This window comes from Streptococcus oriscaviae, from assembly GCF_018137985.1.
GTDB classification, from domain to species: Bacteria; Bacillota; Bacilli; order Lactobacillales; family Streptococcaceae; genus Streptococcus; species Streptococcus oriscaviae.
On record NZ_CP073084.1, the window covers coordinates 619,593 to 639,780 of the forward strand.

The 20,188-nt window shown below is 44.8% G+C and carries 19 protein-coding genes; 10 read left to right on the forward strand and 9 right to left on the reverse strand.

Translation table 11 applies throughout. The features are described from left to right. Positions 1-54: 54 nt before the first annotated feature. The 4 genes from INT76_RS03040 to INT76_RS03055 form a co-directional block, all read right to left on the reverse strand. Positions 55-885 (reverse strand): carbohydrate ABC transporter permease, encoded by an 831-nt coding sequence (locus INT76_RS03040; RefSeq protein ID WP_212572046.1) that lies wholly within the window; start codon positions 883-885, stop codon positions 55-57. Positions 886-895: 10 nt separating this feature from the next. Continuing rightward, positions 896-1,768, reverse strand: coding sequence for a carbohydrate ABC transporter permease (locus INT76_RS03045; protein WP_212572048.1), 873 nt, complete (start codon positions 1,766-1,768; stop codon positions 896-898). Between the two features lie 154 nt (positions 1,769-1,922). Then, entirely contained in the window at positions 1,923-3,155 is a 1,233-nt protein-coding gene (locus INT76_RS03050) for an extracellular solute-binding protein (RefSeq protein ID WP_212572050.1), read from the reverse strand. 14 nt (positions 3,156-3,169) lie between these two features. Next, positions 3,170-5,272, reverse strand: a complete 2,103-nt coding sequence (locus INT76_RS03055) for an alpha-galactosidase (RefSeq protein ID WP_212573003.1) — start codon at positions 5,270-5,272, stop codon at positions 3,170-3,172. 172 nt (positions 5,273-5,444) lie between these two features. Between INT76_RS03055 and INT76_RS03060 the strand changes: the two genes are divergently transcribed. Further along, positions 5,445-6,284: an AraC family transcriptional regulator gene (locus tag INT76_RS03060; protein WP_212572052.1), complete on the forward strand. Its 840-nt coding sequence runs from the start codon at positions 5,445-5,447 to the stop codon at positions 6,282-6,284. A 28-nt stretch (positions 6,285-6,312) separates the two neighbouring features. On the opposite strand, the gene INT76_RS03065 is transcribed toward INT76_RS03060, so the two are convergent. Both INT76_RS03065 and INT76_RS03070 read right to left on the reverse strand, forming a co-directional pair. Next, positions 6,313-7,476: a MalY/PatB family protein gene (locus INT76_RS03065; protein ID WP_212572054.1), complete on the reverse strand. Its 1,164-nt coding sequence runs from the start codon at positions 7,474-7,476 to the stop codon at positions 6,313-6,315. Between the two features lies 1 nt (position 7,477). Continuing rightward, a complete protein-coding gene (locus tag INT76_RS03070) occupies positions 7,478-8,569 on the reverse strand; it encodes a cystathionine gamma-synthase (RefSeq protein ID WP_212572056.1) in 1,092 nt (363 codons plus the stop codon). A 263-nt stretch (positions 8,570-8,832) separates the two neighbouring features. Here INT76_RS03070 and INT76_RS03075 point away from each other — a divergent pair, with 263 nt between their 5' ends. From INT76_RS03075 to INT76_RS03095, 5 genes are all read left to right on the forward strand, one after another. After that, positions 8,833-10,278, forward strand: coding sequence for a UDP-N-acetylmuramoyl-L-alanyl-D-glutamate--L-lysine ligase (locus INT76_RS03075; RefSeq protein ID WP_212572058.1), 1,446 nt, complete (start codon positions 8,833-8,835; stop codon positions 10,276-10,278). A gap of 130 nt (positions 10,279-10,408) precedes the next feature. Continuing rightward, positions 10,409-11,194, forward strand: coding sequence for an ABC transporter ATP-binding protein (locus INT76_RS03080; RefSeq protein WP_212572074.1), 786 nt, complete (start codon positions 10,409-10,411; stop codon positions 11,192-11,194). Between the two features lie 12 nt (positions 11,195-11,206). Beyond that, complete coding sequence (locus INT76_RS03085; RefSeq protein ID WP_212572076.1) at positions 11,207-12,136, forward strand: ABC transporter substrate-binding protein; 930 nt, start codon at positions 11,207-11,209, stop codon at positions 12,134-12,136. A gap of 12 nt (positions 12,137-12,148) precedes the next feature. Then, entirely contained in the window at positions 12,149-13,174 is a 1,026-nt protein-coding gene (locus INT76_RS03090) for a FecCD family ABC transporter permease (RefSeq protein WP_212572078.1), read from the forward strand. Next, positions 13,171-14,178, forward strand: a complete 1,008-nt coding sequence (locus tag INT76_RS03095; protein WP_212572080.1) for a FecCD family ABC transporter permease — start codon at positions 13,171-13,173, stop codon at positions 14,176-14,178. Before INT76_RS03090 ends, INT76_RS03095 begins: the two co-directional genes overlap by 4 nt. A gap of 21 nt (positions 14,179-14,199) precedes the next feature. Here INT76_RS03095 and INT76_RS03100 read toward each other — a convergent pair whose 3' ends face one another. After that, positions 14,200-14,919, reverse strand: a complete 720-nt coding sequence (locus INT76_RS03100) for a 16S rRNA pseudouridine(516) synthase (protein ID WP_212572082.1) — start codon at positions 14,917-14,919, stop codon at positions 14,200-14,202. 87 nt (positions 14,920-15,006) lie between these two features. Here INT76_RS03100 and INT76_RS03105 point away from each other — a divergent pair, with 87 nt between their 5' ends. Continuing rightward, complete coding sequence (locus INT76_RS03105) at positions 15,007-15,966, forward strand: glutathione S-transferase family protein (protein WP_212572084.1); 960 nt, start codon at positions 15,007-15,009, stop codon at positions 15,964-15,966. A gap of 62 nt (positions 15,967-16,028) precedes the next feature. On the opposite strand, the gene INT76_RS03110 is transcribed toward INT76_RS03105, so the two are convergent. Then, positions 16,029-16,733, reverse strand: coding sequence for a glucosamine-6-phosphate deaminase (locus INT76_RS03110; protein ID WP_212572086.1), 705 nt, complete (start codon positions 16,731-16,733; stop codon positions 16,029-16,031). Positions 16,734-16,896: 163 nt separating this feature from the next. Between INT76_RS03110 and INT76_RS03115 the strand changes: the two genes are divergently transcribed. From INT76_RS03115 to INT76_RS03125, 3 genes are read left to right on the forward strand one after another with little or no spacing between them, the layout of a single operon-like run. Beyond that, a complete protein-coding gene (locus INT76_RS03115) occupies positions 16,897-17,070 on the forward strand; it encodes a hypothetical protein (RefSeq protein WP_212572088.1) in 174 nt (57 codons plus the stop codon). A 10-nt stretch (positions 17,071-17,080) separates the two neighbouring features. Then, on the forward strand, positions 17,081-18,109 hold the full coding sequence (queA, locus tag INT76_RS03120; protein ID WP_212572089.1) for a tRNA preQ1(34) S-adenosylmethionine ribosyltransferase-isomerase QueA: 1,029 nt from the start codon (positions 17,081-17,083) through the stop codon (positions 18,107-18,109). Positions 18,110-18,117: 8 nt separating this feature from the next. Further along, positions 18,118-18,591 (forward strand): arginine repressor, encoded by a 474-nt coding sequence (locus INT76_RS03125; protein ID WP_212572091.1) that lies wholly within the window; start codon positions 18,118-18,120, stop codon positions 18,589-18,591. Positions 18,592-18,820: 229 nt separating this feature from the next. Here INT76_RS03125 and INT76_RS03130 read toward each other — a convergent pair whose 3' ends face one another. Then, positions 18,821-20,173, reverse strand: a complete 1,353-nt coding sequence (locus INT76_RS03130) for a dipeptidase (RefSeq protein ID WP_212572092.1) — start codon at positions 20,171-20,173, stop codon at positions 18,821-18,823. Positions 20,174-20,188 lie beyond the last annotated feature (15 nt).

Genomic DNA, 20,188 nt, shown 5'->3' on the forward strand with positions numbered 1-20,188 from the left:
TAAGCCTTTTCTTTTTTCTTTGTTAGAAAAGGTTGAACAAGTCAACCTTGAAGATTATTTGACAGAACCGCTCGTCATACCAGAAATAATATGTTTTTGGAAGACCAGATAAACAAGTAGAATTGGGATAATTCCGACCACATAGGATGCAAACGATGGACCATAGTCACTAAAATACATGCCTTGATAGTTGTATTGGAAAAGTGGCAAGGTCCACATATTTTGGTCACGGTTCAATACTAAGAGTGGCAAAAGAAAGTCATTCCATACCCACAGCGCATTGATAATCAAAACCGTCGCATGCATAGGTTTCATGAGTGGAAAAATAATTTTCCAGTACATGGTAAATTTATCACATCCATCAATGGCTGCTGCTTCATCCATTTCTTCTGGCACAATTGTCTTGATGTATCCAACATAGAGAAAGAGCGCCTGAGGAACAGCATAGGTCAAATACAAGATAATCAAGCCAACAATGTTGTTCAATCCAATGCTAGACATCAGCTTTGTCATTGGAAGCATGATAACCTGAAAAGGTACAAAAATCCCGATAATCAAGTAAAAGTAGATAATATTAAAGACCGTTTGTCGTTTCATCTGACGAGCAACTGCAAAAGCGGCCATCGGGATAATCAGAACAATGAGTAATACGGCTACAATAGTAATTACAGCTGAATTACCAAAATATTGAACTATCCCATCTTCAAAAAGCCTGTTATAGTTGTCCAGCGTAAACTCTTCAGGAAGTCCAAAGAAATTTCCTGTAATCTCCTTGGTCGGTTTAAAGGAACTGATGACCGTAACTAAGAGCGGGATGAACATAAAGAGAATGCCCGTGAAGAGGATAAGGTAGACCCACCAATTTTTTTGTTTTTGAGTATTCATGACAATCCTCCTAAATCTCAAATTTCTTCGAAATTCTCATCTGAACCAATGAGATGACAATAATGAAGATGAAGAGCACCACAGCTAAAGCATTCGCATAAGAGAACTTATTGTCCACAAAAGCATAGTTGTAGACCAGTAAGCCGAGGGACTCTGTTTTCCCATCAGGCCCCCCACTTGTCAGTGCAAAGATAAGGTCAAATGCCGTCAAACCTGACTTCATAGCTAAGATAAAGACCATGCTGATGGATGGAAGGAGGTAGGGCAGTTCAATATTAAAGAATTGTTGAGAGCGAGTTGCACCATCAATGGCTGCTGCTTCCTTAACATCTTCTGGAATACTTTGCAAACCAGACAAAAAGATGATGACCGGCATAGCCAATCCCTGCCAGAGAGCTACAAAGATTACAGCTGGAATAACGGTATGCTCCTGAACCAATAGGTTTTCCATCAACCAATCAATTTGAAGTAGCTCACCGATTTGAGTAAAACCGTAATTAAAAAGTTGAACAAAAATCAAGCCCAAGGTCACAGTTGATAAAACCGCTGGGAAAAAGTACCAGGTTCTAAAGAAACCTACTGCTTTTATCTTCCGATTGAGTAAGGTGGCTAGCCAAATCCCGATGACAATTTCACCAATAACTAAACCAATGGTAAAGATAATCGTGAAGGTCATTGAGGTATAGAAATCAGGATTTTTCAAAATATCCAGATAATTGCCAATGCCAATCAGGTCGTACTTGCTAGACAGTCCATTCCAGTCCGTCAGACTGTAATAAATCCCCGTCAGTAGCGGATAAAAGAAAAAAATGAGCTGCAAGATAATCGGTACTGCTACAAACAAGTAGGGCCAAAATCTAGCTACAAATCCTTTTTGCTGCATAGTAGTTCTCCTTATGTTGTTGAGTATAGTAGTTTAAGCTCAGTTCCAACAACAGTTTAGGGGTGCCATCATTCAAACTGAGATTAAACAACTATAAGAGGAACCACGACCAGATTCTCCAGCCCCGGTTCCACAGTTGTTTCTATTAACTTTTCTATTTCATTGGATCAAAGAAGGCATTGAGTTTCTTAACCAATTCAGCTGAGTCAGGATTTTTGACGGTTTCAACTGTGATATTCCAGAACTCATCTTCCGAATCCCATTCACTTTGCAACCAAACCACATGCTTGTCTGTGAAGGCATATTGGGTAACACCAGCTGTTTCTGGGAATTTGCCTTCTGTATCAACTCCTTCAACAGAGGTTGGAGAACCGTCTACATCATAATATTTTTGAATAACTTCTGCACGAGAGAGATACTCTAAGAATTTCTTAGCTTCTTCCGGATGTTCCGATTCAGCAGAGATAGAGAGAGCTAGGTCCGCTGCACCAATGGTATAGTCACCGCCTTCTTCATCTCCAGGGAAGGTGAACATGCCGTACTCAAACTCAGGCTCTTGCTGGTTAATAGCAGTTGCTGCCCATGTTCCCTGTGGCAACATCAACGCTTCTCCTGCTGCAAAAGCTGCAACCGCATCTGCATACAATGCTCCTGCTGCTCCCTTTTGACCGTTGTCTGTCAACAGTGCCAAGCGCTCAGTTACCGCTTTTGTTGTTGTATCATCTTGAATTGCACCTTTAGCACTGCGGATCAAGATGTCTTCTGCACCATCAAACCCACCGGCAACTGTTACCCAGGCTAACTGATGGTATCCATTTAGTGACCAAGCATCATTCAGAGAAAGTGCAAATGGTGAAGTTGTACCATCTGCCTTAATTTTATCTACCAGCGCAACAAATTCTGCATAAGTCGTTGGAACTTCTAAACCTAGTTCTTTGAATTTATCCTTATTGTAGTAAATACCGTAAGCATTGGCAGTTAAAGGAAGGGTGTAGTTCTTGTCTTCAACCAGATAAGGAGTTACCGCTCCGTCTTTCAAGTTGGATAGCCCTGCATCATCATCGATTTCTAAGAAACGACCATCAGCTGCAAATTCTTTGAAGTCAGCATTCTGAGGGTAAATATTGATGACATCTGGCGCTTCGTCATTAGCCATACGGGTTTTCAAAACAGTTCCCGCATCTGGTACGTTTGAAAACTTAACATCAATCGTAGGATTTTCTTTTTCAAAATCATCGATGATTTCTTGAAGCGTTTTTTGCATTTCAGGTTTTTGAGAGTAAAATTCAATCTCAACCTTTTCGCTAGAGCTTGAACTGCCGCAGGCAACGAGCAAACTAGCAAACGCACAAGCAGTAGCGCATTTAAAAACTGTTTTGATGTTCATATGGTAAAATCCTCCTAGATTTTATTAAAAATATATTGTACACTAAAGAAATCTTTTTGAATATGCGGCATAGTTAACCCGATATTCATGAGTTCGTCCCCATAAAAGCTAGCATCTAACTGAGGACAATGATAAAGCGCACGCTCCTCCAAGCCCTTGAGTCGGACTTGCACAAGAGGAGCCTCTGGCTGAGCCAGGATTTTCACAAAAGTAAAGACTGCCTGACTTTTATCCTTATTAACATAAGTATATGCTTTCGTATTCTCCGTTTGTTGTAATCGGTAGATATTCCCGAATTGGACTGTTTGTCGAATACTTTTATAGAGAGCTGTTTGGCTAGCAACTTCTTTTTTCTTGGAGTCTGACAGGGCTGTCAAATCCAATTCATAGCCCAAATTTCCCAGCATGGCAACATTCCCTCGAGTTGAAAAAGGAGTAATCCGCCCTACCTGATGATTCGGAACAGCTGATACATGGGCTCCCATTGAAGCGATTGGATAAATCAAACTCGTTCCTTCCTGAATGGAAAGGCGACCAATCGCATCTGTATTGTCACTCGCCCACGCTTGTGGCATGTAATAGAGCATACCTAGATCATTACGCCCTCCTCCTCCTGCACAGGATTCAAAGAGCACATGAGGAAAGGCTTGGGTAAGGGTATCCAAAATCCGATAGAGTCCAAGGATATAGCGATGATAAAATTCATGCTTAGTAGCATTGGCTTGTCCTTCAGAAATTGAGGTGATGTTGCGGTTCATATCCCACTTAACATAGGTAATATTAGCCGATTGCAACACTCTGGTTATCGAATCGATAAGATAGTCGCAGACTTCTTTTTTAGACAAATCAAGAACCAACTGTTCCCGGCTATAGATATGCTCTCTACCCTTAATGTGAATAGCCCAGTCAGGATGCTTGCGATAGAGTTCACTATCCACTGAAATCATCTCAGGCTCAAACCACAGTCCAAATTCCATACCTAAATCATTGATGGCTTCAGCCAATCCATTCAAGCCATTAGGAAGTTTTTCCTTATTGACGTACCAGTCACCAAGAGAAGACTCGTCATTATTTCGCTTGCCAAACCAGCCGTCATCCAATACAAATAATTCAATTCCTGCCTGTTGAGCCTCTCTTGCTAAACTGAGAATTTTTTCCTCCGTAAAATGGAAGTAAGTGGCTTCCCAATTATTGATGAGAATCGGTCTAGGTTTATTAGCAAAGGGCGACCGAACCAGATGCTTCTGAAGAAAAGCGTGACTAGTCTGAGTCATTCCTGTCAATCCTCTGTCGGTATAAGACAAAAGAGCTTCTGGGGTTTGGAAGGATTGATGGGCTTCTAGTTTCCAGCAAAATCCCCAATCGTTAAGCCCCATGCCCCAACGGCAGGTTTCAAGAGCTGTTGTTTCGACAAAACCTGTAAAATTACCGCTGTAAACAAGATGGGCTGAATAAACTTCGCCATAATCCTCCGTCACATCCTTAGAGGCTAAAGCTAAGAAAGGGGTTCTAGAGTGACTGGATGCTCCTCGGATACTGCCGATACTGTATTTTCCCTTGGTAATAGGCGTTACCGTCCATTCTTTTTCGTAGCCATATCGACCCGTCAGGCTATGAATAGCAAAATCTTGATGAGGAAAATCCAACATGAATGAAAGTGCCGTTTCAAGAGTGCTTGGATAGCGACCGGTCTGAATCACAACTGACCGCGCTAGAAAATTTGCCTCTTCAAATACAGAATAAGATAGCGTTACTGTCACATCCGTTAACTGGTCATAGAGGTCTATCTCTAAAGTTTCAACCTCCTCTTCGCTTGCAAAACTGGCTGGCAAATCCAGTAATTTCTTCTTGCCTTTGAAAATTCTATGAGTCTGATAGCGCAAATCCAAAGCTGTCCCAAATTCATTTCGTACTTCGATGGCTGCGGCACGAAAGTCTCCAAGGCCATTGCTTGAATATTCCATGGACAGAGTATCCAATGAAAAAGTCCGATTTCCACTGATGGGACTTGGAGAGAAGGCTCTGTCTAAATATGTTATTTTGTTACTTGAACTAAACTGATTGACTTTTTTACCGAAGTATCTATGCACAAGTATATCATTTTCTAAAACTTGCATCACATAAGAAAATTCCGTTGTTTTCAAGTGAAACAAGCCTTCTTGTTCAAAAAATTGTATCACTTTTCTATCTCCTATCTCTTTTACACGTTTATTCTACCAAATGAAAACGCTTTAAAAAATGGAAATTTGTTATCAAAACATGGTATAATGTTTCCTAAGGAGAACAACTATGAATATCCTAAATATCTACAATGAATTAAAAAGCAACAACTTCGACCTGAATGTTGACCACTATGGCGCTGAAATTTGCGATAAAAATTATTCCTTCGGACCGACTGTCCGAGAAAATTATGTCCTGCATTTTATAGTTCACGGTAAAGGAGCCTTCACCATCAACGGTCAGACCACTCCTCTCAAGGAAGGCGACCTATTTATCCTCCCGAAGAACCAAGTCACCTTTTACCAAGCAGATAGCGAAGAACCTTGGTCCTATATATGGGTTGGTTTTAGCGGGTCCAGAGTAGAAACAATCCTCAAGCAAAGCCAACTCCTAGAAAACTACTACTTGCATTCACATCTTAACTCCCCCATCTTGGAAGAGATGGTTGCTATCACTCGTGTCGGCCAGCATTCTCTCCATCTTGTCACTGAACTATCACTAATCGGTCAGCTTCATAAACTCTTGGCAGCCTTGATTGATGAATTTCCAAATAAAGCACTCAAGGAGTCCCAACAAACAACAAAGCATTATGTTACACAGGCTATTAAGATGATTCATAGCCTTTACGCATCACCTCTAAAAGTAGCTGATATTGCTGGAAAATTAGCCTTAAACCGTAGCTACCTCTATAAAATATTCAAACAAGAAACAGGCTATTCAATCAAAGAATATTTACTTTCTGTTCGTATGAACCGAAGTCGCGAATTATTGCTCAACCCAAAATGGAGTATTACAGAGGTGTCTTTATCCGTTGGCTACCAAGACCCACTTAATTTTAGCACCGCCTTTAAACACTATTTTCACATGAGCCCTAGTGACTATCGAAAGGCACAACTAAAGAAGGATTAGCTCAATGATGAACTAACCCTTCTTTTTTTTATTCACCAAAAACACGGGCTATCCGCTGGCAAGCTTCTTGGATAGTTGCCAGTGGAGCAGCTGCGTTAAATCGAGCGTGACAGGTTCCTTCTTTACCGAAAGTCTTGCCATCGTTCAAAACCACCTTGGCTTCTTTTTGTAACTTTTCATGAATTTCCTCATGGCTGAGCTCATAAGGAGAGAAGTCTAGCCAGATGAGATAGGTTCCTTCTGGTTTCATCACCTGAATCTTGGTGTGCTGGGTAAGATAATCCACAGCAAAGCAAATATTGGTTTCAAGGACAGCCTTTAACTCTTCCAGCCACGGCTTGCCGTACGTGAAGGCTGTTTCTGTCGTAATCAAACCAACTGTCGGAATTTCATGTTGATTATTGGTCAACTGGCGATGGGTAAACTTCTTACGCAAAGCTGGATTTTCAATAATCGCAAAGCTATTTTTAGTCCCTGCGATATTGAACGTTTTTGTCGCTGAAGAAAGAATCAAACTAAACTCTTTGAAACGGCTGTCTACGGTATTAAAGGAGCAATGTTGGTGGCCAAAGAGAGCCAAATCCTGATGGATTTCGTCAGAAATTAAGAGCACTCCATATTTCTGACAGAGCAAGCCAACCTGTTTTATCTCTTCCTTGGTCCAAACTCGCCCGCTAGGGTTATGGGGATTACAGAAGATATAAAGTTTGACATCATGAGTAACCAGTTCATGTTCCAACTGGGCAAAGTCGATTTCAAAGTGTCCGTTTGAGTTGACTAATGAATTGGTCACCAGATTGCGCTGGTTGAGTTTGACAGAACGAGCAAAGGGGGGATAGACCGGGGTATTGATAAGGATGCTATCTCCCTCATTTGTCAGGGCTTGGATTGCCACAGAAATAGCAGGCACAACTCCTTCTATTAAGACAATGGCTTCTCTATCAACCTCATAGCCATGTTCCCTTTTTTCCCAGTCTATAATAGCCTGATAGAGCTGGTCACTAGCGTAGGGATAGCCAAAAATGTGTTCGTCGGCATAGCGGCGCAAGGCTGTCCGGATTTCAGGCAGGGCTTCAAAGTCCATATCTGCAATCCATAGCTGCAACAAATCCGGATCCTGTTCGCTTTTGCGCCATTTTTCTGTGTGATGCCCCAAGCGATTGGGCCTCGTTGTAAAATCGTATCGTCCCATCTTATCCCTCCAAGGCAGACCGAAGGTCCGCAATCAAATCATCTGCATCCTCAATACCAATTGATAACCGCAAGAGGTCGTCTGTCAAACCATAGGAATGGCGAATTGCTTCAGGAATATCGGCATGGGTCTGAGTAGCTGGGTAGGTAATCAAACTCTCCACTCCTCCTAAACTTTCTGCAAAGGTAAAAATCTGCAAGCTATTGAGAATCTGAGGAATACGGCTTTGATCCATCACCTTTAAGGAGACCATCCCTCCCTTTCCAGTATAAAAGACCTCTTTAACAGCGGAACACGTTTTGAGGTAGTTAACGATTTTCTGAGCGTTTTTGGTAGCACGCTCCATCCGAATTGATAAGGTCTTCAGCCCGCGCATTAAGAGATAGGAGTCCAATGGTGACAGCGTTGGCCCTGTCGTGTTTTGATCGTAAAAAAGCTTGTCATAGAGAGCTTGGTCGTTGGTTACCAAGACGCCGCCTAATACATCATTATGCCCTGACAAATATTTGGTCGCGGAATGCAAAACGACATCCGCGCCTAAAGGAATGGGATTCTGATAGACTGGACTATAAAAGGTGTTGTCCACAATCAACTTGGCTCCATGAGCATGGGTCACCTTTGCTACTGCCTCAATATCAAATTCGACCATCAGTGGGTTGGTCGGCGTTTCGATAAAAACATAATCTGTTTCTTCATTGATGCTATCCAAGAGTTCTTGCTGATTAGTCACGTAGGTAAAACTGAAACGCCCAAGCGCCTCTTGTTCATTAAACCAGCGGAAGCTTCCTCCATACAGATCACGCGCCGCAACAATCTTGCTTCCAAGCGGAAAACCATTGAACAGTAAGACAAGAGCTGCCATACCTGAACTAGTAACCAAGGCATAGTCAGCCTTTTCAATCGCTGCTAGTGTTTTTTCCAAAGTCAGGCGCGTTGGGTTTTTGGTACGGGTATAGTCAAAACCAGTGGACTGACCAAATTCAGGATGCTGGTAAGTAGTAGACAGGAAGATGGGAGAAATGAGCGCTCCCGTCTTTTCATCAGTATTGACACCTGCACGGGCCAAAAGCGTATCAATCTTATAATCTGTCATCGTTTCCTCCTTTGAATATCCTTCTTCCATTCTAGCATTTCTCCGCAAATTTTTCAGGCAAAACTCCTAAAAAACTCATAGGTTTTTTCAATCGCTGTTATAGTTTTTAACTATGGCATTTCCCTCTGTTGAGAAAGGCTACAACTACGAACCTTGCCCCTCCAATCAGGACGAACCTCGGTTTAAGCAAGATTAGCGCAGCTTTTTTCATCATTTCCTTTCTTTGACTTGTCAAACCTCCCTAATGAGAGTAAAATAGGGATATGATTACCATTGAAACTCTACTAACCATTTTAAAAGAAGACGGAAATTTCCGCCATATAAACCACAACAAAACGAGCTACAACACTTGGTCTGGTGTGCAGTTTGACGCTCTCAGCTATGACAGCAGAACTGTCAGTCCGAGCACTCTTTTCTTTGCTAAGGGAGCTTCTTTCAAGAGAGAATTTTTGGAAAAAGCTATTGAAGATGGGCTAGCCTTCTATGTATCTGAAATGGACTATGAGCTTGATATTCCTGTTATTCTCGTCAACGATGTCAAGCAGGCAATGAGTTTGATTGCTATGGAATTTTATGACCACCCTGAGCAAAAACTCAAACTTCTGGCCTTTACAGGGACAAAGGGAAAGACCACTGCCGCTTACTTCGCCTATTCTATCCTTAGCCAGAGCCACCGCCCGGCTATGTTATCTACTATGAATACTACACTAGATGGTGTGCACTTCTTCAAGTCGGCCCTAACAACGCCTGAAAGCCTGGACCTCTTTGCGATGATGGCTAAAGCAGTGGAAAACGGTCGTACCCATCTGGTGATGGAAGTGTCCAGCCAAGCCTATCTGGTCAAGCGGGTCTACGGGCTGACCTTTGATGTCGGCGTCTTTCTCAACATCAGTCCCGACCATATTGGACCAATTGAGCATCCCACCTTTGAGGACTACTTCTACCACAAGCGGCTCTTGATGGACAATAGCAGAGCTGTGATTGTTAATAGCGGCATGGAGCATTTTGAAGCGGTAAGAGAGCAAGTCATCACTAAAGACCACGACTTTTATGGATCAGCTTCTGACAATGCAATCCTCGACTCGCATGGCTTTGATTTTGCCGTGTCTGGGAAATTGGCTGGCCACTACGACATCCAGCTTATCGGCCGTTTCAATCAGGAAAATGCTCTTGCTGCTGGACTAGCCTGTCTACGATTGGGTGCCAGCCTAGAAGATATTCGAGCTGGCATTGCCCAAACATCTGTTCCCGGTCGCATGGAAGTTTTGACCCAGAAAAATGGAGCCAAAATCTTTGTTGACTATGCCCACAATGGGGACAGTGTGAAAAAATTGATTGATGTTGTTTTGGAACATCAGAAAGGCAAGGTCATCCTTATTTTAGGGGCGACAGGCAATAAGGGTGAAAGCCGCCGCAAGGACTTTGGGCTATTGCTGAACCACTATCCGCAAATTGATGTCCTATTGACCGCGGATGACCCCAACCGTGAAGACCCTGCAGCCATCGCAGCGGAAATCCAATCCTACATGACCCGTCCAAGTCAAATCGAAGTTGACCGCGAGAAGGCCATTCAACTAGCAATGAGTATGACAAAAAACAACCAAGATGCCGTTATCATTGCTGGGAAGGGAGCAGATGCTTACCAGATTGTGAATGACCGTCGCGAAGAATACGCTGGAGATTTGGAAGTTGCAAAACATTATTTATAGAAAAATGCCATTGCTCAATAGGGCAGTGGTTTTTTATAACCATTCTTGTTAGATTAAAATTGTCAGAAAACTCTTGTTTTATGAGAAAATTTTGGTATAATATGTTTAGAAATAGAAAAAGGGGGAAATTGTGTCAAACATTCAGGCTGAAGCCATCCGGGTGGCATACGACGACCGGGTCATCATTGATTCCTTGTCAACCACCATTCCCGAAGGAAAAATCACTACCATCATCGGTTCCAACGGTTGTGGCAAATCAACCCTGCTCAAGGCCTTGACTAGGATCCTTCCTCTCCAAGCTGGAGCTGTCTATCTGGATGGGCAGGCTATTGCCCAGCTGCCAACCAAGGAAGTGGCTAAAAAACTGGCCCTCCTGCCCCAGGTCTTGGAGGCAACGGAGGGAATCTCCGTCTACGAACTGGTCTCCTACGGTCGCTTTCCCCATCAAAATGGCCTGGGCTACTTGTCTGACCTGGACCGGGAAAAAGTCAACTGGGCCTTGGAGGTCACCCAAACCATAGCCTATGCCAGGCTGCCGGTAGATGATTTGTCCGGTGGGCAGAGACAGCGGGTCTGGATTGCCATGGCCCTTGCCCAGGATACCGATACCATCTTCCTGGATGAACCCACCACCTACCTGGATCTCAACCATCAGCTGGAGGTACTCGAACTCTTGAGGGAGCTCAATCAGACCAGGCAGAAAACCATCGTCATGGTCCTCCATGATGTCAACCTGTCCGCCCGCTTTTCAGACTATATGATCGCGATGAAGGGGGGCAAGATTCACCACCACGGGGCTGTCTCAGCCATCATGACGACAGATATTCTCCGTGACATTTTCCAGATTGAGGCCCAACTCTTGCAGCTTCCAGGCCAAGATTACCCCACTTTACTCACCTACGATTTAATTAAATAAAAGGAGATGATTATGAAAAAGTTTTTAGCAACATGTAGTTTGGTCCTTGCCTTTCTATGGCTGGCAGCCTGCTCCAGCGCACAACCTTCCACCAAGGTCGAATTGTCCAGTATGCCTGAGATTGAGGGCATCGTCTATCATGGCGATATTCCAAAGAATCCACAAAAGGTGGTCAATTTTGCCTATTCCTACACAGGTTACCTCCTGCAATTGGGCATAGATGTTTCCAGTTACAGCCTTGATTTGGAAAAGGATAGTCCTGCCTTTGGCGATCAGCTCAAGGACGCTGTCCAGCTGACCACTGCGGATACGGAGGCCATTGCGGCCCAGGAACCAGATGTCATCTTGGTTTTTGCTGGGGATGATAACTTGGAAACCTTGAAAGAAATTGCTCCAGTCATCGAAATTACCTACGGTAAGAGTGATTATCTGGAAATGCTGACAGATGTGGGACAAATTTTTGGCAAGGAAACAGAAGCCCAAGCCTGGCTTGACCAGTGGGAGGAAAAAGTGACTGCTGCCAAGAACGAGCTAAATGGCGTCATCGATGAAAGCACCACCTTCACTGTTATGGATTTCTTTGATAAAAACATCTACCTCTATGGCGATAATTTTGGTCGTGGCGGAGAATTGGTTTACAAGGCTCTCGGTTTTGCAGCCCCTGCCAAGGTCCAAGAGGACATCATCAGCAAGGATGGCTGGTTTGGCGTTTCCCAAGAAGCTCTGCCTGACTATATCGGTGACTATGCTCTGGTCAATGTCAATGCGACTACCAAAGAAGCTGCTGCTTCTCTCAAGGAAAGTGACATTTGGAAGAACCTGCCGGCAGTCCAAGCGGGTCATGTGCTGGAAGTGGATTACAACCTCTTCTACTTCTCTGATCCAATGTCGTTAGACTTGCAGATTGAAGCCTTTGTTAAAGCCATCAAGGACGCCCAATAAAAGGAAACATTCATGAAACAAGAAGAAACCCTTCTTTCTCACTCAACGAAGCCAAAGCAACTTTGGCTCGTTTTTTTCAGCATCTGCCTGCTTTTTCTGGCGGGAATCTATCTGAGTTTGCGCTTTGGGGCCATTTCCTATAGCCACAATCAGCTGATGGAAGTTTTGCAAGAGCCCATGGTCCAATCCGCTGTCCAGGATGTCGTTGTCGATTTACGACTGCCCCGAATCCTGGCGGCCCTCCTGGTTGGAGCAGCCATGGCCCAGGCTGGTGCCATAATGCAGGGCGTCACCCGCAATGCCATTGCCGATCCAGGCCTTCTAGGCATCAATGCGGGGGCAGGCCTGGCCCTTATCCTGGCCTTTGCTATTTTTGGAAGCCTGCATTATAGCCAGATTTTACTGATCTGCCTGCTGGGCTCCTTTTTGGCTGCCATCCTAGTTTTTTCCCTTTCCTATCAGGCTCAAAAGGGCTACAATCAGCTGCGGCTCATCCTATCTGGAGCCATGGTTGCCAGCCTCTTTTCTGCCCTTGGCCAGGCTATCACCATCTACTTTGACCTTTCAACGGCGGTCATCGGCTGGCTGGCAGGTGGCTTGGTTCAAGTCAACTGGAAGATGTTGGCCATGATTGCTCCCTTTATTGTTCTGGGTCTTATCCTAGCCCAGCTTTTTGCCCATCAGCTGACCATTCTCAGCCTTAATGAAACAGTGGCCAAAAACCTGGGCCAGCGGACCTTTCTGATGACCTTGCTCTTATTGGGCATTGTCCTCTTGCTCTCGGCTGCGGCTGTGGCTCTGGTCGGCTCCCTCTCCTTTGTCGGCCTCATCATCCCGCACTTCATCCGTATCTTTACGGGGAAAAACTACCGCATCCTCTTGCCACTGACGGCCTTTGCGGGAGCCACTTTCCTCATCTGGGTGGATTTGATTTGCCGTTCCATCAACCCACCAGTTGAAACGCCGATGAGCGCTGTCATCAGCATCATTGGTCTGCCCTGTTTCCTCTGGCTCATCCGAAAGGGGGACCACTTATGATGCGAAAAAATCAGCTCCTTCCAAGCTTTACCATCCTGCTCCTTTTGCTGCTGGCAGCCTTTCTGATTGCCTTGTCTGTGGGCTATACCAACTCTTCTTTTTCTGATTTCATGGAGCTGATAAAGGGACGGGCGGATTCATCCACCCTGCTCATTATCGGGCGGATTCGTTTGCCCCGTATCGTGGCCTCCATGATTGGCGGAGCATCCTTGTCCTTGGCTGGCTTGCTCTTGCAAACCTTGACCCGCAATCCTCTGGCAGATTCGGGTATCCTGGGTATCAATACGGGTGCTGGGCTGGTGGTTGCGATTCTGGTAGGACTTTCATCCACTATCCATCCCGTTTTGCTAGCCTTTACCCCCCTCTTTGCCATGCTGGGGGGAGGCTTGACCATCTTTCTAGTCTACTGGCTGGCCCGTAAGAAACTCTATGGGGTCCATCCCACACGCTTGATTATCACTGGGGTAGGAATATCCAGCATGCTGTCTGGCATCATGGTCAGCATTATCAGCAGCCTAGATGATTTCAAGATGGAGTACATCGTCCAGTGGTTGAGCGGTCGGGTGAACGGTGGAGATTGGTCAAGCTTGACTCTATACAGTCCACTCCTTATCCTGGTCTGGGTAGCCACCTTTAGCCGCAGTCGCTCCCTCAATATCATGAACCTCAATGACCAGACCGCCATGGCCCTGGGCCTGCATTTGCAAAAGGAAAGGCTGGTCACCCTGGTCTTGGCCACAGCCCTAGGCGCACTCAGTGTCGTCCTCGTAGGCAACATCACCTTTGTGGGACTAATCGCTGGCCATATTACTCGCCGGTGGTTGGGCAATGACCACCGTATCACCATCCCAGCCAGCATGATTTTAGGCAGCCTCATTCTCCTTTTGGCTGACACCATCGGCCGGGTCCTGCTGGTCGGCACCGGCATCCCAACGGGAATCATCGTCTCCATGATTGGAGCCCCCTACTTCCTCTACCTCTTAAAACAAACCCAACCCAGTTGAAGCTCAACTGGGTTGGGTTTTCTAATCAAAATACTTCTTTAAAACCTTGATTTCTTCCTGACTTAGTTGTCGGTAGGCTCCGGCGGGAAGGGAATCTTCTAGGTTAAAGCCACCAAAGGAGATGCGCTTGAGATAGGTCACCTTGACCCCGTATGCTAGAAACATCTTCTTGACCTGGTGAAATTTTCCTTCGGAAATCGTAATCTGGGCCCTGCTATGGCCTGGCTGGCTGGATAAGATGGTCAGCTGAGCTGGCTTGCATGTGGTGCCGTCTAAAAAGGTCACTCCATTGTCAAAAAAAGCTGGCGCATCAGGATGCAGGGCATCATTGACCTCTACATAATAGGTCTTGGCCACATGGTGCTGGGGATGGAGCATGCGAAAGCCCAGGGGGCCATTGTTGGTTAAAAGAACCAGCCCTTCCGTATCGCGGTCTAGGCGCCCAATGGGAAAGAGGCCATCCACCCGGTCTTCCTCTCTCAGCAAATCCAGCACAGTTGGGAAGTGGGCATCCGAGCAGGCGGAAACCACGCCAGCAGGTTTGTTGAGGAGATAGTACCTAGCTCCTGTTATCTTCACAGATCTACCTGCCACCTCTACCTGTTGCAATTCTGGGTCTACAATCTGACTGAGCTTCTTAGCCAACGAACCATCAATTGTAATCTGCCGGCTGGCAAAATAGCGTTTTATCTGCTTTTTGGAGCCAATTTTCGCTTTTTCCAAACATTTATCCAATCTCATAGCCTTATTCTACCATAGTTCCTAATGCTTTGTCTTTCATCACAGGTGTGGTATACTACTAATTAGTAATAATAAAAAGAGAGTATTATGGGACTACTTATCGATGGCGTTTGGCATGACCAATGGTATGATACCACATCAACTGGCGGAAAATTTGTGCGTAGCAAAACCCAGTTCCGAAACTGGATTACTAAGGATGGAAAAGCTGGTCCAACTGGAAAAGCAGGCTTCAAGGCTGAATCTGGCCGTTACCATCTCTATGTTTCCTTGGCCTGTCCGTGGGCTAGCCGTACCCTCATTATGCGTAAGTTGAAGGGGCTGGAAGAGCATATTTCTCTTTCGGTTGTTCACCCGCTGATGTTGGAAAATGGATGGACGTTTGAAGAAGCGGATGGAGTTATGGCCGACAGTATATTTGGAAGTGACTTCCTACATCAGATCTATACCCAAGCCGATCCACACTACACAGGCCGCGTCACTGTTCCCATTCTTTGGGATAAAAAGACCAGTACCATTGTCAGCAACGAATCTGCAGAAATCATGCGGATGTTCAACTCTGCCTTTGATGAACTGACAGGCAATACTGAAGATTTTTACCCCGTAGAGCTGCAGGCTGAGATTGATAAAATGAACGCGTTTGTCTATCCGACTATCAACAATGGTGTCTATAAAGCTGGTTTTGCTACCAAACAAGAAGTCTACGAAGAAGAGGTCAAACAACTTTTCCTTGCACTGGAAGAGTTGGATAGGCATTTGGCAGAACACACATACCTAGTCGGCAATCAGCTGACAGAAGCGGACATTCGTCTTTTTACGACCTTGGTGCGCTTTGATGTGGTTTATTTCGGACATTTCAAGTGCAACAGCAAGCCTCTGGTCGACTTCCCTCACCTCTGGCAGTATACGAAGCGGCTTTATAACCACAAGGGAATTGCGGAAACGGTAAACTTCCAGCATATTAAACAACACTACTACGGCAGTCACAAGACAATCAATCCAACCGGAATCGTGCCCCTTGGTCCTGACTTAGACTGGTCGCTCGATTAAACCGATGACATTCTTACTGCACACAAAAAATCCTGTTGAAACAGGATTTTTTCTGGTCTATTTTAGGCAAGTTTGCTTGCTGCTGCTTCATCTACAATGATGACTGCATCTGGATGGTTCTGTAAGATACTTGCAGGAAGTTCTTCTGTAATAGGGCCCTCAATCATTGCTTGAATAGCATCAGCCTTATCTTCACCATAAGCCATCAGCAGAATGGTTTTGGCAGCCATAATATTGGCAATTCCCATTGAAATCGCCTGTTTTGGAACCTCCTCCATACTTGCAAAGAAGCGGCTGTTTGCTTCAATAGTAGAAGGAGCCAAATCGACAACTCTTGTGATGCCATCAAATGACGAGCCGGGCTCATTAAAGCCGATATGACCGTTACGACCGATTCCTAAAATCTGCAATTCTACTGGATTATCTGCCAATAGTTGGTTGTACTGGTCAAGACTGGCATTCAAATCACTGGCTAAACCATCTGGTAGATAGGAAGCTTTAAAGGGTTTGGCATCAAATAAGTGTTGCTTCATAAAGTAAGCATAGGACTGATCGCTCTCCACTCCCAAACCTACATACTCATCCAGATTGACAGATACCATATCTGAAAAATCAAGGTCACTGGCTACAATCTGTTTATAAAACTCAAGTGGTGTTGAGCCTGTAGCTAGCCCCAGTACCTTGGCACCTGCTGCCATTTTTTCTTTTAAGAGATCAAAAGCTACTTTCCCACCCTCGATTGCATGTTTTACTTTAATAACGCGCATGATTCCTCCTTTTTGGTCTATACCATTTGTTTAAGACCATTATATGGTATAGACCGATTTTTGTCAAGACATTTCCCTTTTTATTTGAAAAATCTTTCAAACAAAGAAAATTTGCCCATAACTTCTCCCCACTCGTCTGTTCAAAATATGATATAATAGAGCCATGCTTACAGAACTATTGATACTATTTGCAGTTGGCATTATCCTCTCTCTGATTGCTTACAGTTTGCGGGGTCAAAAAGTCATCCGACTCATTCTTTTTGTCATCGGTGGCAGTTTGATTGTCCTTCCTTTCGGACTATTATTTTACTTTTTGACCATTTTATTAGCAGGATAAAGGAGAAGATATGAATACAGCTGATTTTGATTTTGAATTGCCGGAAGAATTGATTGCCCAAACCCCCTTAATCCAGCGAGATAGCTCGCGCTTGTTGATTTTGGATAAGGAAAAACAGACCTTAGCGGATAGTCATTTCGACCATATTATTGACCAACTTCAACCAGGGGATGCTCTGGTGATGAATAATACCCGCGTGTTGCCAGCTCGACTATATGGAGAAAAACCTGACACCCATGGTCATGTGGAGTTGCTTTTGCTGAAAAATACCCAAGGCGACCAGTGGGAGGTTCTTGCAAAGCCAGCCAAACGGCTGCGTGTCGGAAGCAAGGTTTCCTTTGGTGATGGCCGACTCATCGCAACTATTGTGGAAGAATTAGAGCATGGTGGAAGAATCGTCGAATTTAGCTATGACGGTATTTTTCTTGAGGTGCTGGAAAGTCTGGGTGAAATGCCTCTGCCACCTTATATCCACGAAAAACTAGAGGATCGCGAGCGTTACCAGACAGTCTACGCCAAGGAAAATGGCTCTGCTGCTGCTCCTACGGCCGGTCTACACTTTACCCAAGAATTACTCCAAAAAATCGAGGATAAAGGGGTCAAGCTAGTTTACCTAACCCTGCATGTTGGACTTGGAACCTTCCGACCTGTATCTGTGGATAATTTGGAAGACCATGAAATGCACTCTGAGTATTATCAGTTTAGTCAAAAGGCCGCGGATACACTCAATCACGTCAAGGAGACCGGAGGCCGTGTCGTTGCCGTTGGAACAACCTCTATCCGTACCCTGGAAACTATCGGCAACAAATTTGATGGAAAACTCAAGGCTGATTCTGGCTGGACCAATATCTTCATCAAGCCAGGCTATACCTTTAAGGTTGTCGATGCCTTTTCAACCAACTTCCACCTGCCAAAGTCCACTCTGGTCATGCTCGTTGCTGCCTTTGCAGGCCGTGAATTTACCCTCGAAGCTTACAAACACGCCGTTGAGGAAGGTTACCGCTTCTTCAGTTTCGGCGACGCCATGTTTCTGAAATAGGATATGCTATGAATAAGATTGAAAGCCGCCATCAACTCATCCGTTCTCTGATTTTAGAAAAGAAAATCCATACCCAACAAGAATTGCAAGAACTCTTAGAACGCAACGGGGTTCATGTTACCCAGTCAACCCTGTCGCGAGACATTAAGTTACTCAATTTGGTTAAAATCAACGAAGGAAATTCGACCTATTATGTGATCAATAGCATCGCTCCTTCTCGTTGGGAAAAACGACTGCGAATCTATATGGAAGACGCTTTAGTCATGCTCAAACCCGTTCAAAACCAAGTGGTGCTGAAGGCTCTTCCAGGGCTCGCCAACTCCTTTGGCTCCATTTTAGACGCCATGGAGATTCCTGAAATCATTGCCACGGTCTGTGGTGACGATGTTTGCTTAATTATCTGTGAAGACAACCAAGCAGCCCTTGACTGTTTTGAAAAACTCAAGCAGTATACACCACCATTTTTCTTTAGCAAACGTTGAGTCTGGGTAAAACTAAAATTTTACCCTTCCGGTCAAAATTTGAACAATAAAAAAATAGCTTAGAAGCAACGTTTCTGATGACGCAATTCTAAGCTATTTTCTATTTTTAAGACTTTTCGCCCAGTTTCATTTGTTTTGCAGGGAATTCCTCCGAAATGATATAAAAATAAACAGACCTAGCGCTCTTTTACAGAGTAGTAGGTCTGTTTGTTTTTGTGAACAATTTATGTTAGTGTCCATTCACATCTTGTCCTGCTAAACGATACACCGCCTCGGCATAGATGTCCATTGTTCGGTAAAGATCCTCTAGTGGCATCCGTTCGTTTTCCTGGTGCTCAGTTTGCTCTGTTGTTGGGAAACATGCACCAAAGGCTACGCAGTTTGGCATGGTACGGGCAAAGGTTGCCCCTCCTGAGGATTCTGCTTCTGTCATATCTCCCGTTTTGTCACGATAGACAGACAAAAGGGTCGAAACCAGCTGACTGTCAAGCGGTACATAGAGAGAAGCCAAATAGTCGTACTCTTCATAACTCAGTCCGTAAGCGCCAGCTTTTTCTACCAAAGTCTTCACAAGAGCATCCTTGTCTGCAAGGACAGGAATGCGAATATCCAAGCGGATTTCAGATGATTTTGGTGTTACAGTGATACCTGCTACATTAAAACTGAGCTTACCAGAAGGTTCGTCCGAAATATCTCCGAACAGTTTAGCACCTGTTGCATCTTCGCCCACTTCGTTGCTGATAAAGGCAAGGGCAGGGTGGTCTTCAAATTTATGAAGGGCTTGAAGCAGACGCACGATGGCATTGACACCCTCTGCTGCATCTTTGGAGTGTCGAGAAACACCAAGGACTGTCAAGATATCATCGTCCGTTTCATAATCATAGTTCCGATTTTTCAGTTCTGCTATTACACTTGCTAGTAGGTGACCTGAATAACTGGCCTTGGCCGGAACAACGTTGTAGGCAGTTCCTGCTTCCAAAGCAAGGCAGGAATGACCCGGCCCGTGGAGTTTAGCTTGTAAGAGGCCCTTTTCAGCATAGGTCAAGGGGAAGGATGAGTCGGGAGCAAAGCCCATGGTTGCTACTTCCTCTAGTTGGTTGTAGCGGTTCATACAGCGCCAGAGTGTTTCTTCATCTGTACCAAAAATAAAGCGAATGCGTTTATTGAATCTAATCCCAGCATCCATCAAGGCTTTAACTGCATAAAGTGCTGCCATTGAAGGGCCTTTGTCATCCTGAACACCTCGTCCATGCAGGTGTTCCCCCTTGATAACCGCTTCAAAAGGCGGGGTTTCCCATTTGTCTAAATCCCCTGCGGGAACGACATCCAAGTGACAGAGAATCGCTAGCATTTCTTGACCGCTACCGACTTCGGCATAGCCATAGTAGCCAGCTGGATCCAGATAGGTTGTAAAACCCAAATCGTTTGTCAGAGCTAAGGTATGCTCTAAAACATCCTGAATACTTTGACCGAAGGGGGTGTTATTCTCATTTTCCTGTAATACAGAGGGAAAGGCGACCAATTTCTGAATGGCCGCCACACAAGCTTTCTTGTGTTCCTCTGTGATAAATGTATTTACCACATGAAACTCCTCTCG